Here is a 23,712-nt window from a genome sequence, read left to right on the forward strand (position 1 = left end):
GAAGATGGATCAACCAGCCGGCACGAGGGAGAACATGATCGAGAAGATTCTGCCGCCCCAGGTGGCCGTGGCGGAGGCGTTCCACGACCCGGTCGACGCGGCTCTCTTCCCCGGCGAGGAAGAACTGATCCGCAACTCGGTGGAGTCCCGGCGCAAGGAGTTCATCACGGCACGCTGGTGCGCCCGCCGCGCGCTCGGCGAGCTCGGTCTCGCGCCCGTCCCCATCCTGAAAGGCGAACGCGGTGAGCCGATATGGCCGGGAGGCGTCGTCGGAAGCATGACGCACTGCGCCGGCTACCGAGCCGCCGCGGTCGCCCGTCGGGAGGACCTGCTCTCCGTCGGCATGGACGCCGAACCGCACGAGCCGCTGCCCGACGGGGTGCACGAGACCATAGCCCTGCCGACGGAACAGCAGCGCGAGCGCGAGTTGTGCAGGGCGGCCCCCGAGATCCGCTGGGACCGGCTGCTGTTCAGTGCGAAGGAGAGCGTCTACAAGGCGTGGTTCCCGCTCACCCACCGGTGGCTCGGCTTCGAACAGGCCGACATCGTGCTCCACTTGGACGGCACGTTCACAGCTGAGCTGCTGATCCCCGCCACGGAGCCGGACCCGGCCGCCTGGGCGACGGTGACCCCGACAGGCTTCCGCGGCCGGTGGCTGGTCACGGACGGTCTCGTGGCGACCGCGATCGTCGTCGAGAACGAGCCGGACACGCCCACCGGATAGCGCGACGAGCCGGACACGCACGCCGGGCAACACGAGGCAGCCGCGAACGACGAGCGTCGGCGCTCGCACCTCGTCCGGCGTGCGGGTCCACCCGTACCCTCTGACCGCATGAGTGAAAACCGTAAGCGCGCACGCGAGTTGGGTATCCCGCTGACCGGGGATCCGGGGCCGTGGAACGCGATCACAGACGTGCCCGGTGTCGAGGTCGGGTACGTCACCCTTGTCGAGGGCGACGACGTACGCACCGGAGTGACGGCGCTCCTGCCACGTGGCCGGGACGGAGTCGGTACGCCCTGCGCGGCCGGCTGGCACTCGTTCAACGGCAACGGTGAGATGACCGGAACGGCCTGGATCGAGGAGAGCGGATCGCTCGCCGTCCCGGTGGTCATCACCAACACGTACGCGGTCGGCCCGGTGCACCGGGGCGTCGTCGAGTGGGTGCGGGCCCACTGCCGCGGCATGGCACCGGAGTGGCTGCTGCCGGTGGTCACGGAGACCTGGGACGGCCACCTCAACGACATCCACGGCCAGGCCGTGCAGTCCCGCCACGCGGCGGCCGCGATCGAGGCGGCCGGGTCCGGCCCGGTCGAGGAGGGATGCGTCGGTGGCGGAACGGGCATGCGCTGCTACGGCTTCAAGGGCGGCTCGGGGACCGCGTCCCGGGTGGTCGAGTACGGCGAGGACCGCTACACCGTCGGCGCCTTCGTACAGGCCAATTTCGGCGCCCGGCGCGAACTGGTGGTGGCCGGAGTGCCGGTGGGGCGTGAGCTGTCCGGTCCGGTCGGGGCACCGGACCCGGAACCGGCGCCCGGTGGGGAGCGCCCGGTGCCGCCCGGCGCGGGCTCGGTGATCGTGGTCGTGGCGACCGACGCACCGCTGTTGCCGGGACAGTGCAAGGCGTTGGCCCGTCGGGTGACGCTGGGCCTGGCCCGCACCGGCACCACCGGCAGCCACTTCTCCGGGGACCTCTTCCTGGCCTTCTCCACGGCCAACCCGTCCGCGCTGACCAGCACGTTCCCCGAGGACGACGGCAGTGCACCGTACGAGTCGATGCGCTTCGTGCCGTGGGGCCGGATGGATCCCTTCTGCAGCGCGGTGGTCGAGTCGGTGGAGGAGGCGGTGCTGAACGTGCTCACCGGCGCACACTCGATGACCGGCCGCGCGGGCCACCACGTCCCGGCGCTCCCGCTGGACCGGGTGACGGAACTGCTGGCGGTGCGGGAACGGTGACGTGGTACGGCGGGCCCGGCCGGGGAAGACCGACGCGCGGCGCGGTGGTCACTGGTCTCGTACAGGTTCGTCGGCCATACTGCCCGCCGTGGAGCAGCGCATAGATCCGAACACTCAGCCCGGGTACGCCGCAGGGACAGACCCGGCGTACATCCCTGGTCTCACGGCCCCTGCCCCTGCCGGGAAGCCGGATACGAGCCAGGAGCAGAGAGACGAGCATACGGACCAGGAACGGACGGGCCAGGAGCAGGCAGACCAGGAACAGGTAGACCAGGAACAGGCGAACGAGCCGGTACTCGACTCCGTCGCCCCCGACGATGCCCTCGCGGAGACCGTCTCCGAGGATGCGGCGGCTGACGACAAGGAGGCGGTGGACGGCCCCGTATTCGAGGTGAGCGACCGTCGCGGCTCGATCACCGCGGACCACGACGGCGTCCGGTTCCGGCTGGACGACCAGGAGGCCGAGTTCCGCTGGGACGAGGTCGGCGCGGTCGAGGTGAAGACCCCTCGGTTCGGCCGCCGGTTCACCGTCACGGTCCACATGTCGACCCGTCGATGGTTCAACGCCGAGGTCGAGGCGCCGGCCAGGAGCGACCTCAAGAAGTGGGCGGAGGACCTCGACGCGGTCCTGGACGTCTACTTCGAGGAGTCCTGACCACGGCGGTGCCGTCCGAGAGGTCGGGCCGGCGGCCGTAATGGACGTCGGCCCCCTCACGGCCGCCCGGCCGCGCCACGGCGGGCCCCGAGCCGGGGCGCCGTCGGACGCCGCCCCGATGTGCCCCGCGGAGCACGTCGGGCACGTGGGGCCGGGCTGCCGCCGTGAGGCCGCGTCCGCCACCGGGTGCGCGGAGGCGGGAGCCGGGCCCCCGTCGGGAAGCCGCGGCCCGTCAGGCGTCCGCGAGGACCACCGAGCGGGTCAGGTGGCGCGGGCTGTCCGGGTCCAGACCGCGGGCGGCGGCGCGGGCGATCGCCAGCCGCTGGACGCGGACCAGCTCGGCCAGCGGGTCCAGGTCGCTCTCCACCCAACGGGCACCGGTCGAGAGCACCTGCTCCGCAAGCCCCTCGGGGGCGGTGCCGAACATCCAGGTCGCGGTGCCGGTGGTGGCGATGCTGATGGGGCCGTGACGGTACTCCATCGCCGGGTACGCCTCCGTCCAGGACAGCGACGCCTCCTTCATCTTCAGCGCTGCCTCGTTGGCGAGCCCCGCCGTCCAGCCGCGGCCGAGGAAGGTGAACTGGGTGCAGTCCAGCAGGCCTTCGGGCAGCGGCTCGGCCAGTGCGGTCTCGGCGTCGCGGACCACGGCGTCGGTGTGCAGACCGAGGTGCGCGCGGAGCAGGGTGAGCAGGGTGGTCGCGAACCGGGTCTGCACGACGGACTGCTCGTCCGCGAAGTCGAGTACGACGACCTCGTCGGCGGACGTCATGACCGGGGTCTTGGGGTCGGCGGTGATGGCCACGGTGCGGGTGACACCACGCAGCCGGTCGAGCAGCGCCAGCACCTCGGTCGTGGTGCCCGAGCGGGTGAGGGCGACGACCCGGTCGTAGCTGCGGCCGAAGGGGAACTCCGAGGCGGCGAAGGCGTCGGACTCGCCCTGCCCGGACTCCTCACGGAGGGCGGCGTACGCCTGGGCCATGTAGAACGAGGTGCCGCAGCCGACGACCGCGATGCGCTCGCCGGCGGCGGGCAGAGCGGAGGCCTGGGTCCGGGCCAGCTCGGCGGCGCGGCGCCAGCACTCCGGCTGACTGGCCGTCTCGATCTCGACAAATGACACTTTTGCACTCCGTACTCGTAGTGGGATGCTCGTTTGTGCACGTTACACAGGACGTGCGAGCATTATCAAGCATTTATCATGCAGGATGCTTGACTGGGCGGAGCCTTGTGCCACGCTTGCGCGTGTCCGGTGACCGTACCCAAGGGGATGGGTGCCTGAAGCCCGGGCTCGTAAGGAGAGTTCTCTTGTCCAGGGATGCCCGGTGGAACGCGCTGCTGGAGCTTGTCGGTAAGAACGGCCGGGTGGAGGTCGAGGACGCCGCCGCCAAGCTGGACGTGTCGGCCGCGACCATCCGCCGTGACCTGGACCAGCTCGCCGAGCAGCAGCTGCTCACGCGTACCCGCGGCGGCGCGGTCGCGCACGGTGTCAGTTACGAACTGGCCCTGCGCTACAAGACCGGCCGCCACGCCCCCGAGAAGCAGGCCATCGGCCGCGCCGTCTCCGACCTGGTGGCGGTGGGTGAAGTGGTGGGGCTGACCGGCGGTACGACGCTGACCGAGGTGGCCCGTTCGCTGGCGGTGCGCTCCGATGTCGTCGGTGACACCGCGGCGGGGATGGGCGGTCAGCCGACCCTGACCGTTGTCACCAATGCCCTCAACATCGCCAACGAGTTGGTGATCCGGCCGCAGATCAAGATCGTGGTGACCGGTGGGGTGGCCAGGCCGCAGTCGTACGAGCTGACGGGGCCGCTGGCCAGTGGGGTGCTGGGCGAAATCACGCTGGATGTCGCCGTGCTGGGCGTCAACGCGATCGACACCGAACGCGGTGCGTACGTCCATCACGAGGGCGAGGCCAGCATCAACCGGCTGCTCGCCCAGCAGGCGCAACGGGTGGTCGTGGCGGCCGACTCCTCGAAAATCGGCAAGCGGGCCTTCGCCAGGGTCTGCGATCTCGGGCAGGTCGACTTCCTGGTCACCGACAAGGGCATCACGCCCGAGGCGACCGCCCGTTTCACGGAGGCCGGCGTCACCGTCATCGCCGTCTGAACCGGTCGGACGAATCGGCGGGTTGCCACCATCGAGGTGGCGGCCCGCCTTTTCCGTGGGCGTGTGGGCGTGTGGGCACGTCGGCGAAACCGAAACCGGCGACGGCCTGTTCACTGTCACCAGAGCGCTAGTGTGGTGCCAATAAATGTTTGTTACCCCGGTAAAATGAACAACTCTTGCCATTCGGGTGCGCCTTCGTGAACGATGTGCCTGTCGCCGTAAAGGAGCGCCGCACCACCAGTACGGACAGAAGGGACCACCGTGTCAGACCTGCGACTCGGCGTCATCGGGCTCGGCCTGCGCCGTTCCATCGCGATGTCCGCCCACCACCCCGGACAGGGTTCGGCGATCACCGCCGTCTGCGACCTCGACCCCGAGGTGCGGCAGCGTGAGGCAGAGCGCTTCGGCACCGATGCCGCGGTCGAGGACTACAAGCTGCTCCTCGACCGGGACGACCTCGACGCGGTCATCGTCGCCACCCCGGACGACACCCACGAGACCATCGCCATCGACGCGCTCCGGGCCGGCAAGGCCGTCTTCGTCGAGAAACCGCTCGGTATCACCGTCGAGAGCTGCGACAACGTCCTGCGTGCCGCGTACGAGACCGGGACCCGGCTGTACGTCGGACACAACATGCGGCACATGGGCGTCGTGCGGCTGATGCGCGACATCATCGCCCGCGGCGACATCGGCGAGCCCAAGGCCGTGTGGGTGCGGCACTTCGTGGGCTACGGCGGTGACTACTACTTCAAGGACTGGCACGCCGACCGGACCCGTACGACCGGTCTGCTGCTCCAGAAGGCCGCTCACGACATCGACGTCCTGCACTGGCTGGCCGGCGGCTACACCCGGCGTGTCAATGCGCTCGGTGACCTCCTCGTCTACGGCGACCTGCCGCGCCGCGAGCCGGACACCCCGCGCCCGGCGAACTGGCTGCGCGAGTTCGACTGGCCGCCGACGGCCCGCAAGGACCTGCACCACATCGTGGACGTCGAGGACGTCTCGGTGATGAACATGCAGCTCGACAACGGCGTCGTGGCCGCCTACCAGCAGTGTCACTTCACCCCGGACTACTGGCGGAACTACACCGTCATCGGTACCGAGGGCCGTCTGGAGAACTTCGGTGACGGCCCCGGCGACGAGGTCAAGGTCTGGAACACCGGCCCCAGCGGATACCGCGGCGACGCCGACGTCACCTACCGGGTGCCGGATGCCGGTGGTTCGCACGGTGGCGGTGACACCCGGATCATGGAGGAGTTTTGCCGGTTCGTGCGCGACGGGGGTGTCACCGACACCTCGCCGGTCGCCGCGCGGATGAGCGTCGCCGCCGGCGTACTCGCCACCCGTTCGCTCCGTGAGGGCGGCGCACCGTACGACGTACCGGCCCTCGATCCGGAGCTCATCGCGTACTTCGAACGCGGTCAGGTCCGCTAGGAAACCGGCACGACCGGCACGACGGGCCCGAAACCTTTCGACGGCCCCTCGGTGGCCGCTCGACGACCTCCGGTGACCGTGCGTCCGGCACCGCCACCGGAGGTCTCGGTGCAGCAGTTTTCAGTCATGCTCGTGGGTATTCGGCTCATTCCGGTTTGGTGCCTGCTCGATGGTTGTCCGCCGCGCGGGGTGACGGCGCCGGGTGAATTAAGAGAAATCGTCCGGAAGGTGCCGTACGGGGATGCGGGGCGCCGGTCTCGTAGGGTCACCGAGCCGCCGCCGCTGAGAGGTGTGAGCGACGATTTTGCGCCAATGGAACATCATGGTGGCCGAGTGTGAACGCATGGCCGGATCGTGGTCGGCATAATCGCGTCCATGTCGATCACGGGTGGGGACGTCGTTGACCTGGGGCGGGGCCTGTACGCATGGCTCCCGCCGAAGCGGGGCTGGGGGCTGGCCAACTGCGGACTCCTCGTCTCGCCCCGTGGCGCGCTGTGGATCGACACCCCGTACGACACCGTGCTGGCCGGCCAGTTCCTGGCCGAGTCCACGAAGCGGCTGCCCGACGGCGTCTCCATCGACCGGGTGATCGTCACCCATGCGAACGGGGACCACTTCTGGGGCGCGGGTGTGCTCCCGGACGCGGAGATCATCGCGACCCGCGAGGCCCGGGAACACATCCATTACGAACCCACGCCGAAACAGCAGCACGCGCTCGTCGCCACCGGCGATCCGGCCACCCCGCTCGGGGCCTACCTCGGACGTCACTTCGGCCCCTTCGACTGGTCGCACACCGAGCCGGTGCAGCCGACCACGTACTTCACCGGGGAGCTGGAACTGACCCTGGGGGAGTACCCGGTCCAGATCTCCGCCCTGCCGTCCGCTCACACCACCGGCGACCTGATCGTCCATCTGCCCGCGCAGCGCGCGGTGTTCAGCGGAGACGTGATCTTCTCCTCCGCCCCTGCTCAGCCCGGCGATCACCCGGTGCACTGGGCGGGTCCCCTCAGCAATGTGATCGCGGCCTGCGAACGGGTGCTGGCCACCGGCGCCGAGACCGTCGTCCCCGGACACGGACCGGTCCTCGACCGGGCCGGGGTGCGCGATCACATCGTGTACCTGGAGTATGTGCGCGAGCGCGCCCACGCCTTCCACGCCGCCGGGGTCCCGGCTCTTGAGGCGGCCCGCCGGGTCATCGGCGAGGCGCGCTATCCGGAGCTCGGCCTCCCCGAGCGGCTGGTGGTGACCATCGGCAGCGAGTACCGGCAGCTCGACGGCTCCGAACTGCCCGGAGTGCTCCAGGTGATGACCGACGTCGCCGTGGTCGCCCAGGAAGTGGAGCAGTCCCGTGAGCCCGCGGGCCCCGCGGAGAAGTAGGCGGAGCAGTCCCGCAAGATCCAGACCCTGCTCAATCAATCCCAGCAGCTGCTGCACGAGCTCCAGCACGAGTACGACGACCCACGGATCCTGCAACTACCGGCCCACCGCGCTCTTCAGGTGCGGCAACGTACACACCCGCTACCGCGACGCCATCAACGACAGCCTCGCCCTGATCGAGCCGCACATCCTGCGGGCCGAGGTCGCCCGCGTCGCTCAGCGGCTCATCGGGGAATTCGCCGCCACCGGCAGCGGCGATCCGATCGCCCAGTACGCCCGACGGCTCCCGGTGCACGTCTTCGTCACCTGGTTCGGCGTCCCGCCGGGCGACAGCGAACGCATCGTCAACGGCATCGCCGGCATGTTCAACTCCGCCGAGGACGCCGCCACCGCGTACGCCGATCTCGTCGAGGTCGTCACCGAGCTGGTCGCCGACCGGCGTGCCCGGCCGCGCCGCGACCTCACCTCGTACCTCCTCGCCCATCCCGCCGATCTCGACCATGACGAGACTGTGCGTCAGATCACCCTGATCACGTGCGCGGGCCACGATCCGACGACCGATCCGATCGGCAACGCGCTCCTGCACATGCTCACCGACGCGCGCTACGCCGGCTCGCCGCACGGCGGCGCGATGACGGCGCACGAAGCGATCGACGAGGTCCTCCGGCAGGACCCGCCGCCGGCCAATCTCTCGGCCCACTACCCGCGCAACGACATGGAGTTCCACGGCGTCCGGCTGCGCGCCGGACAGCTGCTCCTGGTCTCCTGCGCCGCGGCCAACACCCAGTCCCCGCCCGGTCTTTCGGATCCCGGGATCCGCTCGGGGGCAGTGCCCATCCGGCCTGGTCGGCCGGTCCGCACCGGTGCCCGGCGAAACATCCGGCGCTGCTCATCGCGATGACCACGATCGAGCAGCTGACCAGTCAGCTGTGCGACGCGGAACTGGACGTTCCGATCAGCGGACCGAGGTGGCGGCAGGGGCCCTTCCACCGCGCCCTGGTCCGGCTTCCGGTACGTTTCACCCCCGTCGGCATGACCGCGGAAACGGACCGGCGTGAAGCCGCCGGGAGTGCGTCGGACGGGCCGTCGGCGGTGTCGATCAGCCCGTGAACCGTGTCGGTGGTACGCCGAACGGGTGAGGGACGAGAGAATTGCCCGATGAACAGCGAGCGCAGCCGGCGCAACGCCGACCGAAGCACAGACGGGGTGGTCCGGTGAGCAGGTACGACAGGTACGACGTCACGGACGAGCAGTGGGAGGGGCTTGCCCAGGTCGTACCTCTGCGCAGCCGCAACGAATGGCCGTCCCGGGTAGACCACCGAACGGTCCCCGACGAGAGCGCGGAAGCCGAACAGCGACGCCTCGTCGTGCTGCGGGTCCAGGTCTTCGCGGACGCGCGGGAGGTGGCGGAGTACCTCGTCGCGCAGGTCCCGGTGCTGCTCGACCTGACGAGCGCGGAGACGGATGTGGCCAAGCGCATCCTGGACTTCACCAGCGGGGTCGTCTTCGGGCTCGGCAGCGGAATGCACCGGGTCGACCGGAACGTCTTCCTGCTGTCCCCGATCGGCATGGAGGTCGAGGGGGTCGCGGCGGCGGGCGTACCCGGTTCGTAGAGCGGGCGTACCCGGTTCGCAGGAGGGCCCCGGGGTGAGTGGTGGCCGGTGGATGGTGTGTCGGTGGGCGGTGTGTCGGCGGGCCCAACCCCGTTCGTGGGAATGCCGTTCGGCCGGGTTGCCACGGCGGGCGTAGCCCGATCGTAGGAAGGTCGTTAAGGCGGAACGGTTCTCCGCCCCGAAGCCTGCTTACGGTCCGCCCATGACTGCATTCCCCCCGGAAACCACCACCCCTTCACCACTCGCCGGTACGTCCGTGCCTGATGGTGTCCACGCGGCTACCGGTACGGGCGCGACGTCCGTGCCCGACGGCCCCCGTCGCGCAGCCGTTCCGTCGGCCCGCCCGGCAGCCGTGCCGCGCTCCGGTGGTCCTGTCCGCTCCGCCGGCCCGGTCGTCACCGAACTACGGCTGTCCGCCTTCGCCTCGCACCGGGGCGCCACCTTCCCCATCGGCCCCGTCACGCTCTTCGCCGGACCCGGCGGCAGCGGCAAGTCGAGTGCCCTGCGGGCGTACGAGGCGCTGGCGCGGCTGGGCAGCGGTGACCCGCTCGACGAGGTGTTCCCCGACCCGGCGGGCTGCGTGCCGGAAGGGGCCGCGGCCGATGCGCAGGGCCGCCGGGGATTCCGGATCGGCTGCACGACGGACGGCCCGTCGGGCCCGGTGCGGCTCGACGTCGCCGTCCAGGCGGAGCCCACCCTCCGTATCGTCGGCGAACGGCTCACCGGCGGCGGCGAGATCCTGCTCACCACCGCGTTGCGCGACCCGGGGCGCTCGACGGTCCAGGCGGCCTGGTACACCGCGGGCGCGGTCCCGGTGACGCGTGCGCCGCTGCCGGACGACCGCCTCGGAACGGCGCTGCTGCCGCTGCGGGTTGCGGGCAGGACCGAGGGGCAGTTACGGGTCCTGGCCGCCGCAGAACAGGTGGTGGTGGCTTTGCGGTCGGTCTTCGCCTGCGAACCGCAGCCCTCGCGGATGCGCGCCCCGGTGCCGACGGGCGACGGCCGGCTGCGCCGGGGCTGCGACAACCTCGCCGCGGTACTGGAGCGTACGTACACGCAGTGCGGCCAACGGCATGCCCGGCTGGTCACAGCCGCTCACGCCGGATGTGCGGGGCCGGTGACGGAACTCGGCGTGGAGCGGTTGACGGACGGGTTGCTGCGCGCGGTGGTCGGGCGCGGCGGGGGCCGCCTCACGCCGGTCGGCCGGCTCGGCGACGGTGAGCTGAGGTACCTCGCGCTCGCCCTGGTGCTGCTCACCGGGCCCGGGGTGCTGGCGGTGGACGCCGCGGGCGAGGTGCCGTCGGCCATGCAGACGCTGACCGTGCTGGCCGACGGACTCGACCGGGACCTGGACGGACGGCAGTTGCGCGAACTGGTGGATCTGGCGGTGTCGATCGGGGCGGCCGGCCACCTCAGGCTGGTGGGCACGGTCACGGAATCGGGTGCGGTGCGGGCCCGGGAGACGCCCGGCGTGACGGTGGTAGACCTGGAGTCGTGACAGAACTTGATGTACGAGCCCTGCAGCAGCGGCTCGCCGCGTTCGCGGCCGCACGGGACTGGGAGCAGTACCACACCCCGAAGAACCTGGCGACGGCACTGAGCGTCGAGGCGTCCGAACTGGTCGAGATCTTCCAGTGGTTGACGCCGGAGCAGTCGGCGCGGGTGATGGAGAGGCCCGAGACGGCGCACCGGGTGGCGGACGAGGTCGCGGATGTTCTCGCGTATCTGCTGCAGTTCTGCGAGGTGTTGGGGATCGACGTGCTGTCGGCGCTGGCGGAGAAGATCGACCGGAATGAGACCCGGTTCCCGGTACCGGAGCCCCCGGACACCTCCGAACCCCGAGATCGTCACTCTTCGGAGTGATCAACTTATGCACATTCGATTTTGTGTCCACAGATTTCCGAATTCCCCTGGCTTTTCGGTGCTGGCACCCTCACTGTGGGTAATGGATGAGTTGAGCGGCTTTTCGTACGGACGGGGGTAACGCATGGAAGCGGAGCGGCTTGTAGGAGTCAGCAGACGTGCGCTGGCGCAGAGCCGGGGCACGCCGGACATCATCGCCGAGGCATGGCAGGCCCAGGCGCTCGCTCAGGCGATCGGCAGCCGGCTGGCGGCGGACGGGCCCAAGGAATTACGGGGCGAGGCCCGCGGGCTCAGCGAGATCGGTGGGAGAAGCAGCGGGTCGCTGGACCACCCGGCGGCGCGGGCCGGAGTGGCGCGGGCCGCGCAGCTCTCCGGGCTCGCCGAACCGCGGGCGACGCTGACGGGGCTGGGCATGCTGCTCGGGGAGGTGGGGATGGCTCTGGTCGGGGTGGCCTGCGAGACAGACGAGCAGGGGCTCTACTGGCAGTGCATGGAGGCGATCGACGCGGCCGACGAGTCCTTGGACCGGGTGCACGGAATGCTCCGGCGCCTTGACGAGCAGGAGCGGGAGCGGCAGCAGGATCTGGAGCGCGGCCGGGAGCGGGACGGCCCGTACGGCGCGGTCCGCGGACCGGCGGGCTCGGCGGGCGGGCCAGTCGTGACCGCACAGCACTTCGACGGTGACCGGTGGCGGTGACGGCGCCGAGGAGAGGGGAAGGAGGGAGGAGGGGATGGCAGGGATGACCGGCGTCCGGAGGTGCAGGATGGATGCATGGATCTTCGAATCTTCACCGAGCCCCAGCAAGGGGCCGACTACGACACCCTGCTCACGGTCGCCAAGGCGGCCGAGGACCTCGGCTTCGACGCCTTCTACCGCTCCGACCACTACCTCCGCATGGGGCCGGGCGACGGGCTGCCCGGTCCGACCGATGCCTGGATCACCCTGGCCGGGCTGGCGCGCGAGACCAAGCGGATCCGTCTCGGCACGCTCATGACCGCGGGTACCTTCCGGCTTCCCGGTGTGCTCGCCATCCAGGTCGCGCAGGTCGACCAGATGTCCGGCGGCCGCGTCGAGCTCGGCCTCGGTGCGGGCTGGTTCGAGGAGGAGCACAAGGCCTACGGCATTCCGTTCCCCAAGGAGAAGTTCGGCCGGCTGGAGGAGCAGCTGGCCATCGTCACCGGGCTGTGGGCGACCGGGACCGGCAAGACGTTCAGCTTCGACGGCAGGTACTACCAGCTGACGGATTCGCCCGCGCTGCCCAAGCCGGCGCAGGCCAGGATCCCGGTCCTGATCGGCGGTCACGGTGCCACGCGTACACCGCGGCTGGCCGCCCAGTACGCGGACGAGTTCAATATCCCCTTCGCGTCGCTGGAGGACAGCGAGAAGCAGTTCGGCCGGGTCCGGGAGGCGGCAAAGGTGGCCGGCCGCGGACCGGACGACCTGGTGTACTCCAACGCCCTGGTGGTCTGCGTCGGCAAGAACGACGCAGAGGTGGCGCGCCGCGCCTCCGTCATCGGCCGCGAGGTGGCGGAGCTGAAGGCGAACGGGCTCGCGGGCTCGCCCGCCGAGGTGGTCGACAAGATCGGTCAATACGCTGCGATCGGGTCGTCCCGGATCTACCTCCAGGTCCTGGATCTGGACGACCTGGAGCACCTGGAGCTGATCTCTTCCCAGGTCCAGACCCAGCTCACCTGAGCCGGGCGGTTCCGGCTCGCCCGAGCCGGGGTCCGGTCCCAGTTCACCGAGCCGGGGCATGGTCCGGCACATGAGGGAGTCACCTGTGCAACCCGTGCGGTCAGCCGATGCCCCGCCCGCCCGCGCCCTCGGGCAGGCCCTCTCGGAGGGGGCGCTTCTGCTCGACGGCGGTCTCTCCAACCAGTTGGAGGCGCAGGGCTGTGACCTGTCCGACGCTCTGTGGTCGGCCCGGCTGCTGGCCGATGGGCCGGGGCAGATCGAGGCGGCGCACACGGCCTATGTGCGGGCGGGCGCACAGGTGCTCATCACGGCCAGCTACCAGGCGACGTTCGAGGGATTCGAGCGACGGGGGATCGGACGGGCCCGGGCGGCGGAGCTCTTCGCCCGCAGTGTGCGGCTGGCGCGGCGGGCCGCGGGTGGGGTGGAGCGGGAAGTCTGGGTCGCCGCATCCGTCGGCCCGTACGGGGCGATGCTGGCGGACGGCAGCGAGTACCGGGGCCGCTACGGGCTCTCCGTCCGGGAGCTGGAGCGGTTCCACCGTCCCCGGGTCGAGGCGCTGGCCGCCGCCGGGCCCGACGCGCTGGCGCTGGAGACGATGCCGGACATCGACGAGGCCGAGGCGTTGCTGCGGGCGGTCGAGGGTTGCGGGCTCCCCGTCTGGCTCTCGTACAGCGTGGCGGGGGACCGGACCCGGGCGGGGCAGCCGCTGGGGACGGCCTTCGCCCTCGCCTCGGAAGACGACCGTGTCCTGGCCGTCGGGGTGAACTGCTGTGATCCGGCGGACGCGGACCGGGCGGTGCGGATGGCGGCGGACGTGTCGGGCAAACCGGTCGTCGTCTATCCGAACAGCGGCGAGCAGTGGGACGCCGGGGGCCGGGGGTGGGTCGGCGACGCCACGTTCGATCCGGGGAGAGTACGGGCCTGGCAGGAGGCCGGCGCCCGGCTGGTGGGCGGTTGCTGCCGGGTCGGCCCGGACACCATCGCGGAGCTGGCTGGGCTGCTCGGAAGAACGACCGCAGACGAAGGGCGGCGAGACAGAGGAGGCAGATGAAGGGAGACGAGGCAGATGGGGAGAGCCTGAGAGAGTCCCAGGAAGTCCAGGAAGTCCAGGGAGCCCGGGGAGTCCCAGGAAGTCCGAGGAAGACGAACGGCTGCGAAGGGAAGGTGGGACAACGGTGTCCGGACACAGGGAAATACGCTGGTGGGGCGCGTGCGAGCCGGACCATACTCGGATGTGTGTTCCTGACAATCAGCACGACCGGCAATCCGGAACGTCCCGCTACCGACCTCGGCTTCCTGCTGCACAAGCACCCCGAGAAGGCGCAGACGTTCTCCACCTCCCATGGCGCCGCGCATGTTTTCTATCCCGAGGCATCCGCCGAGCTCTGCACCGCGGCGCTCCTGCTGGAAGTGGATCCCGTGGCGCTGGTGCGGCGCGGCAAGGGCAAGGGCCGGGGCGGTGCTCCCGACGCGGCGCTCGCGCAGTATGTCAACGACCGCCCGTACGCGGCGTCCTCGCTGCTTTCCGTCGCGATGAGCACCGTCTTCAAGTCCGCGCTGAACGGGGTGTGCCGCGCGCTGCCCGAACGGGTACAAGCCCCGCTTCCGCTGCGCATCGAGGTACCCGCACTGCCGGCGCGTGGCGGCGCGGAACTGGTGCGCAAGCTCTTCGGGCCACTCGGCTGGACGAGCGTGGACGCCGTGGCCGTACCTCTGGACGAGCAGTTCCCGGAGTGGGGTGACTCGCGGTACGTCCGGCTGGTGCTGGAGGGCGAGTTGAGACTGGCGGACGCGTTGCGGCAGGTGTACGTCCTGTTGCCGGTGCTCGACGACGCCAAGCACTACTGGGTCGCGCCGGACGAGGTGGACAAGCTGTTGCGGGCCGGCGAGGGCTGGCTGGCCGCCCACCCCGAGCAGAAGCTGATCACCAGCCGTTACCTGTCCCGGCGTTGGGGACTGACCCGGGAGGCGATGCAGCGGCTCGAACTGGTGCGGCTCGCCGAGTCGGACGACCTCGATGTCGAAAGCATCGACAACGCGGTGGACGAGACGACCGACACCGAGGAGAAGCCGGTGCCGCTCGCCGAACAGCGGCGCACCGCGATCATCGACGCGCTGCGCGCCGCCGGGGCCGGCCGGGTCCTCGACCTCGGCTGCGGGCAGGGCCAGTTGGTGCAGGCGCTGCTCAAGGACGTGGGCTTCACGGAGATCGTCGGCGTCGACGTCTCCATGCGCGCCCTCACCATCGCCTCGCGGCGGCTGAAGCTGGACCGGATGGGGGAGCGGCAGGCCGGACGTGTCACGCTGCAGCAGGGCTCTCTCACGTACACGGACAAGCGGCTCAAGGGGTATGACGCGGCCGTGCTCAGCGAGGTCATCGAGCACCTCGACCTGCCGAGGCTGCCCGCGCTGGAGTACGCCGTGTTCGGTTCGGCCCGTCCGCGGACCGTGCTCGTGACGACGCCGAACGTCGAGTACAACGTCCGCTGGGAGACCCTCCCGGCCGGGCATGTGCGCCACGGCGACCACCGGTTCGAATGGACCAGGGCCGAGTTCCGCGCCTGGGCGGGTGAGGTGGCACAGCGGCACGGATACGAGGTCGGCTTCGTCCCCGTGGGGCCCGACGACCCCGAGGTCGGGCCACCCACACAGCTGGCCGTGTTCACGATGACCGCAGCCGATGAGACCGCGAAGCAGAACAGGAACGAGACCGTGAAGGAGGCGAAAGCCGCATGACCAGTACCTCGCGCACACTGCCGGTGACCGACCTCTCCCTCGTGGTCCTCGTCGGAGCCAGCGGTTCCGGCAAGTCCACCTTCGCGCGTAAGCACTTCAAGCCCACGGAGATCATCTCCTCGGACTTCTGCCGCGGCCTGGTAGCCGACGACGAGAACGACCAGAGCGCCAGCCGTGACGCCTTCGACGTCCTGCACTACATCGCGGGCAAACGGCTCGCAGCCGGGCGGCTGACCGTCGTGGACGCCACCAGCGTCCAGTCCGAGAGCCGCAGGCAGCTGGTCCAACTGGCCAGGAGTCACGACGTGCTGCCCATCGCGATCGTCCTCGACCTGCCCGAAGAGGTCTGCGTCGCGCGCAACGCGGCCCGCCCCGACCGCGCCGACATGCCGCGCCACGTCATCCAGCGCCACCGCCGCGAACTGCGCCGCTCGTTGCGGGGCCTGGAGCGCGAGGGCTTCCGCAAGGTGCACATCCTGCGCACCGAGGAGGAGGTGGAGCACGCCGAAGTGGTGCTGGAGCGCCGCTACAACGACCTGCGCCACCTCACCGGCCCCTTCGACATCATCGGCGACATCCATGGCTGCCGTTCCGAGCTGGAGGCCCTGCTCGGCAAGCTCGGCTACGTCGACGGCGCGCACCCCGAGGGGCGCACGGCGGTCTTCGTCGGCGACCTCGTGGACCGCGGCCCCGACAGCCCCGGGGTGCTGCGCCGCGTCATGTCCATGGTGTCGGCGGGCAACGCCCTGTGCGTACCCGGCAACCACGAGAACAAGCTCGGCCGCTACCTCAAGGGCCGCAAGGTCCAGCACACCCATGGACTCGCCGAGACCATCGAGCAGTTGGACCGGGAGGACGAGAAGGACCCGGCCTTCCGCGAGCAGGTGCGGGAGTTCATCGACGGGCTCGTCAGCCACTACGTGCTCGACGGGGGCAAGCTCGTCGTCTGCCACGCCGGACTGCCCGAGAAGTACCACGGGCGCACCTCCGGCCGGGTCCGCTCGCACGCGCTGTACGGGGACACCACCGGCGAGACCGACGAGTTCGGCCTGCCCGTGCGCTACCCGTGGGCGGAGGAGTACCGGGGCCGGGCCGCCGTGGTCTACGGCCACACCCCGGTGCCCAACACCTCCTGGATCAACAACACCATCTGCCTGGACACCGGTGCGGTCTTCGGCGGGAAGATGACCGCGCTGCGCTGGCCGGAGCGCGAGCTCGTCGACGTACCGGCCGAGAAGGTCTGGTACGAGCCGGTCAAGCCGCTGACCACCGAGGCACCCGGGGGCCGGGAGGGCCGGCCGCTGGACCTCGCCGATGTGCACGGGCGCCGGATCGTGGAGACCCGGCACATGGGGCGCATCTCGGTCCGGGAGGAGAACGCCGCGGCGGCGCTCGAAGTCATGAGCCGGTTCGCCGTCGACCCCCGGCTGCTCGGCTACCTCCCGCCGACCATGGCGCCCACCGCCACCTCGCACGAGGACGGCTATCTGGAGCACCCGGCCGAGGCCTTCGCCCAGTACCGGGCGGACGGTGTCGCACAGGTCGTGTGCGAGGAGAAGCACATGGGCTCGCGTGCGGTGGCACTGGTCTGCCGGGACGCGAACGCCGCCCGTGAGCGGTTCGGCGTGGGCGGCACCCCCCGCGCCTGCGACACCTCCGACGGTGAGGGAGGTCCGACCGGGGCGCTGTACACCCGCACCGGACGGCCGTTCCTCGACGACGCCGCCCTCACCGAGGTGATCCTCGGCAGGCTGCGCACCGCCGTCACCGCCGCCGGACTGTGGGAGGAGTGGGACACGGACTGGGTGCTGCTCGACGCCGAGCTGATGCCGTGGTCCCTCAAGGCGGCCGGGCTGCTGCGCACGCAGTACGCCGCGGTCGGCGCCGCATCCGGAGCCGTCTTCCCGGAGGCCGAGGCGGCCCTCGCGGCAGCGGCGGCCCGTGGGGTGGACGTGGGCAGTCTCGCGGACCGCCAGCGGGGACGGGCCGGGGACGCGGCCGCGTTCACGGAGGCGTACCGCCGCTACTGCTGGAGCACCCAGGGCCTGGACGGAGTGCGGCTCGCCCCGTTCCAGATCCTCGCCGTGCAGGGCCGCTCGCTGGCCTCCGTACCGCACGACGAGCAGCTGGCCTGGCTCGACCGGCTGGTCGAGCACGACCCGACGGGACTGCTCCAGGTCACCCGCCGGCTCGTCGTCGACACCGGTGACGAGGCGTCGGTGCGCTCCGGCGTCGACTGGTGGCTGGAGATGACCGGACGCGGCGGCGAAGGCATGGTCGTCAAGCCGCTCGCCGCGCTCGTACGGGACGACAAAGGCAGGCTGGTCCAGCCGGGCATCAAGGTGCGCGGCCGGGAGTACCTCCGGATCATCTACGGCCCCGAGTACACCCGCCCGCAGAACCTGGAGCGGCTGCGCGGCCGGTTCCTCGGCCACAAGCGGTCGTTGGCGCTCCGGGAGTACGCGCTGGGGCTCGAAGCGCTGGACCGGCTGGCCGACGGGGAGCCGCTGTGGCGGGTGCACGAGGCGGTGTTCGCGGTGCTGGCCCTGGAGTCGGAACCGGTCGACCCGAGGCTGTAGAAGGGGGCGGCAGCGGGTTTTCCGTGAGATCGACGATGAGATCAACCGTGAGATCGACGGTGAGATCAACAGAGAATCCAACGGTGGGATCCACGGAGAGACAGACAGTGGGATCCACGGGAAACCCGCTGGCGATTCACCGGGTGAACGGCGCTCCGCACGGTGAGGATGGAGATATGGGATTCCACGTCGACTCCGAGGCCGGGCGGCTGCGCCGCGTCATCCTGCACCGCCCCGATCTGGAACTGAAGAGACTCACCCCCGGCAACAAGGACGCGCTCCTGTTCGACGACGTGCTCTGGGTGCGCCGCGCCCGCCAGGAGCACGACGGCTTCGCGGACGTGCTGCGCGATCGCGGGGTGGAGGTGCACCTCTTCGGCGATCTGCTCCGTGAGGCGCTGGACATTCCGGTGGCCAGGCGGCTCGTCCTGGACCGGGTCTTCGAGGAGAAGGAGTACGGTCCGCTCGCCACCGAGCATCTGCGGGCCGCCTTCGAGGAGTTGCCCAGCGCCGAGCTGGCCGAGGCGCTGGTCGGCGGGATGACCAAGCGGGAGTTCCTGGACCGGCACAGCGAGCCGACCTCCGTCCGCTTCCATGTCATGGACCTGGACGACTTCCTGCTCGGCCCGCTGCCCAACCATCTCTTCACCCGGGACACCTCGGCCTGGATATACGACGGCGTGTCCATCAACGCGATGCGCTGGCCGGCCCGGCAGCGCGAGACCGTCCACTTCGAGGCGATCTACCGCCACCACCCGCTCTTCACCGGCCCCGAGGCGGGCGCCTTCCACCACTGGTCGGAGGGGCAGGACGACTACCCGTCCACCATCGAGGGCGGCGACGTACTGGTCATCGGCCACGGCGCCGTACTCATCGGGATGAGCGAGCGCACCACCCCGCAGGCGGTGGAGATGCTGGCCCGCGGGCTGTTCGACGCCGGTTCGGCGCACACGATCGTGGCGCTCGACATGCCCAAGCGCCGGGCGTTCATGCACCTCGACACCGTCATGACGATGATCGACGGTGACACCTTCACCAAGTACGCGGGGCTGGGCATGCTCCGCTCCTACACCATCGAGCCCGGTGACGGGCCGAGGGACCTGAAGGTCACCGACCACCCGCCCGAGCACATGCACGACGCGATCGCGCACGCCCTGGGCCTGGACTCGATCCGGGTTCTCACGGCCACCCAGGATGTGCACGCCGCGCAGCGCGAGCAGTGGGACGACGGCTGCAATGTGCTGGCCGTCGAGCCGGGCGTCGTCGTCGCGTACGAGCGCAACGCCACCACCAACACCTACTTGCGCAAGGAGGGCATCGAGGTCATAGAGATCCGCGGCAGCGAACTGGGCCGGGGCCGGGGCGGTCCCCGCTGCATGAGCTGTCCCGTGGTGCGCGACCCGGTGTAGTGGCGCGCGGACCGGACCTGAGGGGGATCGCCGTATAGCAATGCATAGTGTCGTATAGACTTCCATGGTCAGTGCACGTGCGATCCTCGCCCTACCCAGGAGCAGTCCCATGGCCATAGACCTCGCAGGCCGCCACTTCCTCAAGGAGCTGGACTTCACGGCCGAGGAGTTCCGCGGCCTGATCGACCTCGCGGCGGAGCTCAAGGCCGCCAAGAAGTCGGGGACCGAAGTACAGCGGCTGCGCGGCAAGAACATCGCACTCATCTTCGAGAAGACCTCGACCCGCACCCGCTGTGCCTTCGAGGTGGCCGCCGCCGACCAGGGTGCGTCCACGACGTATCTCGACCCCTCCGGCTCGCAGATCGGGCACAAGGAGTCGGTGAAGGACACGGCACGCGTCCTCGGCCGGATGTTCGACGGCATCGAGTACCGGGGTGACAGCCAGGCGGCCGTCGAGGAGCTGGCCGCCCACGGCGGCGTTCCGGTCTTCAACGGACTCACCGACGACTGGCACCCGACCCAGATGCTCGCCGACGTCCTCACCATGACCGAGCACAGCGAGAAGCCGCTGGAGCGCATCGCCTTCGCCTACCTCGGCGACGCCCGCTTCAACATGGGCAACTCCTACCTCGTCACCGGCGCGCTGCTGGGCATGGACGTGCGGATCGTCGCGCCCAAGTCGTACTGGCCGGCCCAGGAGATCGTCGCCGAGGCCCGCGCGCTGGCCGAGGCGAGCGGCGCGACGGTCACTCTCACCGAGGACGTCACCGAGGGCGTCAGGGGTGCGGACTTCGTCGCCACCGATGTCTGGGTCTCCATGGGTGAGCCCAAGGAGGTCTGGGGCGAGCGGATCGGGGCCCTTGCGCCGTACGCCGTGACCATGGACGTCCTGCACGCCACCGGCAACGCCGACGTGAAGTTCCTGCACTGCCTCCCGGCCTACCACGACCTCGGCACCAAGGTCGGCCGGGAGATCGAGGCCGCCCACGGGCTGACGGAGCTGGAAGTCACCGACGAGGTCTTCGAGTCCGCGCACTCGGTCGTCTTCGACGAGGCCGAGAACCGGATGCACACGATCAAGGCCGTTCTGGTGGCAACCCTGGCGGCCTCGCACTGAGCACTGCATGAACATGCACCCAATTGGGTGAACATGCACGAAGGCGACTATTATGTTGCCTCCTGGTGGGGTTCGGGCTCGCACGCTCGAACCCCATTTTCGTGCGGCCCATGCTCCCGAGCCCTGAGCCCGGAGCCGGAGCCCCCCACAGGCCCCGGGGCGCACCTCCCCCACATGTTCCACCAGAGAAGAGACCATCCCCGTGAGTCCGCTGCGCCCACCGAGCCCCACGCGCCCGTCCGGGCCACGCATCAAGAACCCGCACCAGTTGATCGCCGAGTCCGGCGCCGACCTGGAGGGGCACGGCCTCAAGCGCTCCATGGGCCTCTTCCAGCTGGTGTGCTTCGGTGTCGGCGCCGTCGTCGGCACCGGTATCTTCGTCGGCCTCTCCGACAGCGTCGCCGAGGCCGGCCCCGCCGTCGTGCTGTCCTTCGTGCTCGCGGCGATCACCTGCATCTTCACCGCGTTCTCCTTCGCCGAGCTGGGCAGCGCGATCCCGGTCTCCGGCAGTTCGTACTCCTTCGCCTACGCGACGCTCGGCGAGCGCATCGCGTTCCTCGTCGGCTGGTGTCTGCTGCTGGAGTACGGCGTCTCGGTCTCCGCGGTCGCCGTCGGCTGGAGCCAGTACGTCAATGAGCTGCTGAGCAGCCTGTTCGGTCTGCAGCTGCCCGCCGCTCTCTCGGCGGGGCCCGGTGACGGCGGAGTGATCAATCTGCCCGCCGTCCTGGTGATCATGATGGCCGCCACCCTGCTGGTGCGCGGCGTCCGGGAGAGCGCGGGGGCCACCACCGCGATGGCGATCCTCAAGATCACCATCCTGATCATGTTCTGCGTCATCGCCTTCACGGCCTTCGAGCACGGGAACCTCACGCCGTTCATCGCTCACGGAGCGGGCGGGGTCACCGCCGGTGCGTCGCTGGCGTTCTTCTCGTACATCGGCTTCGACGCCATCACCACCGCGGGCGAAGAGGTCAAGAACCCGCGGCGGAACATCCCGATCGCGATCATGATCTGCATCGGCCTGGTCACGCTGCTCTACTGCGCCGTCGCGCTCGCCGCCATCGGAGCCCTCGGCCCGGAGGCCGTCGCCGACCGGCCGGCCGCGCTCTCGATCGTCGTCGACCAGGTCACCGACTCGAACGTCGGCGGCGGGATCGTCGCCTTCGGCGCGGTCGTCGCGATCGCGTCCGTCGTGCTCGCGGTGATGTACGGGCAGACCCGCATCCTGATGTCGATGTCCCGCGACGGCCTGATCCCCCGGGTCTTCGAGCGGGTCTCGCCGCGGACGGCGACGCCGGTCGCCAACACCTGGATCGTGGCGGTCGTCTTCGCGGTCCCGGCGGCCTTCTCCTCGCTCGACGTAGTGGTGAATCTGACGACCATCGGCGCACTGGCCACCATGGTCGCGGTGAACATCGCGGTGATCGTGCTGCGCCGCCGCAACCCTGAGGTGACGGGCTCGTTCCGGGTGCCGTTCTACCCGCTGAGCCCGGTCCTGGGCGTCGGTTTCTGCCTCTATCTGATCTACGGGACGGGCTGGGCGACCTGGGTGCAGTTCGCCGTCTTCCTGGCCGTCGGCGCGGCGGTCTACGCCTTCTACGGCCGCAGCCGCTCCCGGCTGGCCGCTGCCGACGCGGGGTGATCAGGGGGACCGGGGTGGTGCGGGGGCGGCGGGTAAGTTCTGAGGCGTACGGGACGGCAGGGTGAACCAGACCGCCTTGCCGTGCTCCGTCGTGCGGTGGCCGCAGGACGAGCTGAGCGTACGGATCAGCAGCAGCCCCCGGCCGTGCTCCTGCCAGGGGTCCGGCTCGCTGCCGGGCCGCGGATGCGAGAGATCACCCGGCGGGGCGGGGTCGCGGTCGTGCACTTCCACCTGGCAGTGGGTCGGCAGCAGCTCCACCACCAGCTCGATCGGCTCCTCTCCGCGGGTGTGCTCCACCGCGTTGGTGACCAGCTCGGCGGTGAGGAGCTCGGCAGTGTCCGAATCGGCCGGTGCGCCGATGTCCGCCAGCGCCGTACGGATCAGGGCGCGGGCGACCGGTACGGCCACCGTCGAGTGCGGCAGGGCAATCCGCCAGGAGGCAGGGAGGGGGGCATCGGGGAGCACGGCAGGGTTTCCGTTCCGGAGTTGGGTGGACTTTCTGGACGTCAACACTTCTTTCGATTCAACCTTTACGAAGTGCAACGAGTGAGGACAAGGGTCTGCCGACCGGCATGAAGGGGACGTTCGGCACTGCTCTCTCACACTCCGCGTATCGCGTGCCGGTGACGGGAGTCACGTACGAGTGATAAGTTCGGTTGCAGGTACTCGCAGGCAGCGGCCCGACGGCTGAAGGGGAGCCCCCTCCATGAGTCCGTTTCCCAGCTCCGCCCCCCGTACGGATGACTGGCGTCATCTGCGGCTGACGACGGACGACGGAGTTGCCACCGTCACCCTCGCCCGCCCCGAGAAACTCAACGCGCTCACCTTCGGTGCCTACGCCGATCTGCGCGATCTGCTTGCCGAACTGTCCCGCGAACGCACCGTGCGCGCGCTGGTGCTCGCGGGGGAGGGCCGCGGATTCTGCTCGGGCGGAGATGTCGACGACATCATCGGCGCGACACTCGCCATGAACACCGCCCAGCTCCTCGATTTCAACCGCATGACCGGGCAGGTGGTGCGGGCCCTTCGTGAAACCCCCTTCCCCGTCATCGCCGCCGTACACGGTATGGCCGCAGGTGCCGGCGCGGTTCTCGCGCTGGCCGCCGATTTCCGGATCGCGGACCCGTCCGCCCGCTTCGCCTTCCTCTTCACCAAGGTCGGTCTCTCCGGTGGCGACATGGGCGCCGCCTACCTGCTGCCGCGCGTCGTCGGGCTCGGTCACGCCACCCGGCTGCTGATGCTCGGCGAACCGGTCCGCGCGCCCGAAGCGGAACGGATCGGACTGATCAGCGAGCTGACCGAGGAAGGCCAGGCGGACGTGCGCGCGGCGGCGCTCGCCCGCCGCCTCGCCGACGGACCGGCCCTCGCCCTCGCCCAGACCAAGGCACTGCTCACCGCCGAACTCGACATGCCGCTCGCCGCCGCGGTCGAGATGGACGCCGCGACCCAGGCCCTGCTGATGCACGGCGACGACTACGCCGAATTCCATGCCGCCTTCACCGAGAAGCGGCCACCGAAGTGGCAAGGCCGGTAG

General features: G+C 70.2%; 22 protein-coding genes. 20 read left to right on the plus strand and 2 right to left on the minus strand.

Annotated elements, in window-relative coordinates:
- The first annotated feature begins 34 nt into the window (after window positions 1–34).
- The 3 genes from ACFVV1_RS09275 to ACFVV1_RS09285 all read left to right on the plus strand — a co-directional run bounded on the left by ACFVV1_RS09275 (window position 35) and on the right by ACFVV1_RS09285 (window position 2,609).
- On the plus strand, window positions 35–724 hold the full coding sequence (locus ACFVV1_RS09275; protein ID WP_389986852.1) for a 4'-phosphopantetheinyl transferase: 690 nt from the start codon (window positions 35–37) through the stop codon (window positions 722–724).
- A 108-nt stretch (window positions 725–832) separates the two neighbouring features.
- Window positions 833–1,954, plus strand: a complete 1,122-nt coding sequence (locus tag ACFVV1_RS09280) for a P1 family peptidase (protein WP_389986855.1) — start codon at window positions 833–835, stop codon at window positions 1,952–1,954.
- An 88-nt stretch (window positions 1,955–2,042) separates the two neighbouring features.
- On the plus strand, window positions 2,043–2,609 hold the full coding sequence (locus ACFVV1_RS09285) for a hypothetical protein (RefSeq protein ID WP_389986858.1): 567 nt from the start codon (window positions 2,043–2,045) through the stop codon (window positions 2,607–2,609).
- Window positions 2,610–2,841: 232 nt separating this feature from the next.
- Here ACFVV1_RS09285 and ACFVV1_RS09290 read toward each other — a convergent pair whose 3' ends face one another.
- Entirely contained in the window at window positions 2,842–3,726 is an 885-nt protein-coding gene (locus ACFVV1_RS09290) for an SIS domain-containing protein (protein ID WP_389986861.1), read from the minus strand.
- Between the two features lie 185 nt (window positions 3,727–3,911).
- On the opposite strand from ACFVV1_RS09290, the gene ACFVV1_RS09295 reads away from it, so the two are divergent.
- The 16 genes from ACFVV1_RS09295 (at window position 3,912) to ACFVV1_RS09370 (ending at window position 22,178) form a co-directional block, all read left to right on the plus strand.
- Complete coding sequence (locus ACFVV1_RS09295; RefSeq protein ID WP_389986864.1) at window positions 3,912–4,712, plus strand: DeoR/GlpR family DNA-binding transcription regulator; 801 nt, start codon at window positions 3,912–3,914, stop codon at window positions 4,710–4,712.
- A 261-nt stretch (window positions 4,713–4,973) separates the two neighbouring features.
- Complete coding sequence (locus tag ACFVV1_RS09300; protein ID WP_389986867.1) at window positions 4,974–6,146, plus strand: Gfo/Idh/MocA family protein; 1,173 nt, start codon at window positions 4,974–4,976, stop codon at window positions 6,144–6,146.
- Window positions 6,147–6,521: 375 nt separating this feature from the next.
- Window positions 6,522–7,523, plus strand: a complete 1,002-nt coding sequence (locus tag ACFVV1_RS09305) for an MBL fold metallo-hydrolase (protein WP_389986870.1) — start codon at window positions 6,522–6,524, stop codon at window positions 7,521–7,523.
- Window positions 7,495–8,424 carry a hypothetical protein gene (locus tag ACFVV1_RS09310; RefSeq protein ID WP_389986873.1) on the plus strand — a complete coding sequence of 310 codons (930 nt, stop codon included), beginning with the start codon at window positions 7,495–7,497 and terminating at the stop codon, window positions 8,422–8,424. The genes ACFVV1_RS09305 and ACFVV1_RS09310 overlap by 29 nt, the downstream gene beginning before the upstream one ends.
- Window positions 8,421–8,633, plus strand: a complete 213-nt coding sequence (locus ACFVV1_RS09315) for a hypothetical protein (protein WP_389986876.1) — start codon at window positions 8,421–8,423, stop codon at window positions 8,631–8,633. Before ACFVV1_RS09310 ends, ACFVV1_RS09315 begins: the two co-directional genes overlap by 4 nt.
- 104 nt (window positions 8,634–8,737) lie before the next feature.
- Window positions 8,738–9,136: a cell division protein SepF gene (locus tag ACFVV1_RS09320; protein ID WP_389986879.1), complete on the plus strand. Its 399-nt coding sequence runs from the start codon at window positions 8,738–8,740 to the stop codon at window positions 9,134–9,136.
- A 202-nt stretch (window positions 9,137–9,338) separates the two neighbouring features.
- Window positions 9,339–10,634, plus strand: a complete 1,296-nt coding sequence (locus tag ACFVV1_RS09325) for an AAA family ATPase (protein ID WP_389986882.1) — start codon at window positions 9,339–9,341, stop codon at window positions 10,632–10,634.
- Complete coding sequence (locus ACFVV1_RS09330) at window positions 10,631–10,999, plus strand: nucleotide pyrophosphohydrolase (protein ID WP_389986885.1); 369 nt, start codon at window positions 10,631–10,633, stop codon at window positions 10,997–10,999. Before ACFVV1_RS09325 ends, ACFVV1_RS09330 begins: the two co-directional genes overlap by 4 nt.
- Before the next feature lie 124 nt (window positions 11,000–11,123).
- A complete protein-coding gene (locus tag ACFVV1_RS09335; protein WP_389986888.1) occupies window positions 11,124–11,696 on the plus strand; it encodes a DUF6099 family protein in 573 nt (190 codons plus the stop codon).
- A 75-nt stretch (window positions 11,697–11,771) separates the two neighbouring features.
- Complete coding sequence (locus ACFVV1_RS09340; RefSeq protein ID WP_389986891.1) at window positions 11,772–12,695, plus strand: LLM class F420-dependent oxidoreductase; 924 nt, start codon at window positions 11,772–11,774, stop codon at window positions 12,693–12,695.
- Window positions 12,696–12,765: 70 nt separating this feature from the next.
- Window positions 12,766–13,746 carry a homocysteine S-methyltransferase gene (gene mmuM, locus ACFVV1_RS09345; protein WP_389986894.1) on the plus strand — a complete coding sequence of 327 codons (981 nt, stop codon included), beginning with the start codon at window positions 12,766–12,768 and terminating at the stop codon, window positions 13,744–13,746.
- 185 nt (window positions 13,747–13,931) lie between these two features.
- Complete coding sequence (locus tag ACFVV1_RS09350) at window positions 13,932–15,431, plus strand: 3' terminal RNA ribose 2'-O-methyltransferase Hen1 (RefSeq protein ID WP_389986897.1); 1,500 nt, start codon at window positions 13,932–13,934, stop codon at window positions 15,429–15,431.
- A complete protein-coding gene (locus ACFVV1_RS09355) occupies window positions 15,428–18,010 on the plus strand; it encodes a polynucleotide kinase-phosphatase (protein WP_389986900.1) in 2,583 nt (860 codons plus the stop codon). The genes ACFVV1_RS09350 and ACFVV1_RS09355 overlap by 4 nt, the downstream gene beginning before the upstream one ends.
- 176 nt (window positions 18,011–18,186) lie before the next feature.
- Window positions 18,187–19,419, plus strand: a complete 1,233-nt coding sequence (locus tag ACFVV1_RS09360) for an arginine deiminase (protein ID WP_389986902.1) — start codon at window positions 18,187–18,189, stop codon at window positions 19,417–19,419.
- A gap of 109 nt (window positions 19,420–19,528) precedes the next feature.
- The gene (gene argF / locus ACFVV1_RS09365) at window positions 19,529–20,536 is read left to right on the plus strand and encodes an ornithine carbamoyltransferase (RefSeq protein ID WP_389986904.1); all 1,008 of its coding nucleotides are present in this window, start codon (window positions 19,529–19,531) and stop codon (window positions 20,534–20,536) included.
- A 202-nt stretch (window positions 20,537–20,738) separates the two neighbouring features.
- The gene (locus ACFVV1_RS09370) at window positions 20,739–22,178 is read left to right on the plus strand and encodes an amino acid permease (RefSeq protein WP_389986906.1); all 1,440 of its coding nucleotides are present in this window, start codon (window positions 20,739–20,741) and stop codon (window positions 22,176–22,178) included.
- Here the strand turns inward: ACFVV1_RS09370 and ACFVV1_RS09375 are convergent, their stop codons facing one another.
- Window positions 22,179–22,643, minus strand: coding sequence for an ATP-binding protein (locus ACFVV1_RS09375; protein WP_389986909.1), 465 nt, complete (start codon window positions 22,641–22,643; stop codon window positions 22,179–22,181).
- A gap of 241 nt (window positions 22,644–22,884) precedes the next feature.
- On the opposite strand from ACFVV1_RS09375, the gene ACFVV1_RS09380 reads away from it, so the two are divergent.
- A complete protein-coding gene (locus ACFVV1_RS09380) occupies window positions 22,885–23,712 on the plus strand; it encodes an enoyl-CoA hydratase family protein (protein WP_389986912.1) in 828 nt (275 codons plus the stop codon).

Source organism: Streptomyces sp. NPDC058092 (genome assembly GCF_042884935.1).
GTDB lineage: Bacteria > Actinomycetota > Actinomycetes > Streptomycetales > Streptomycetaceae > Streptomyces.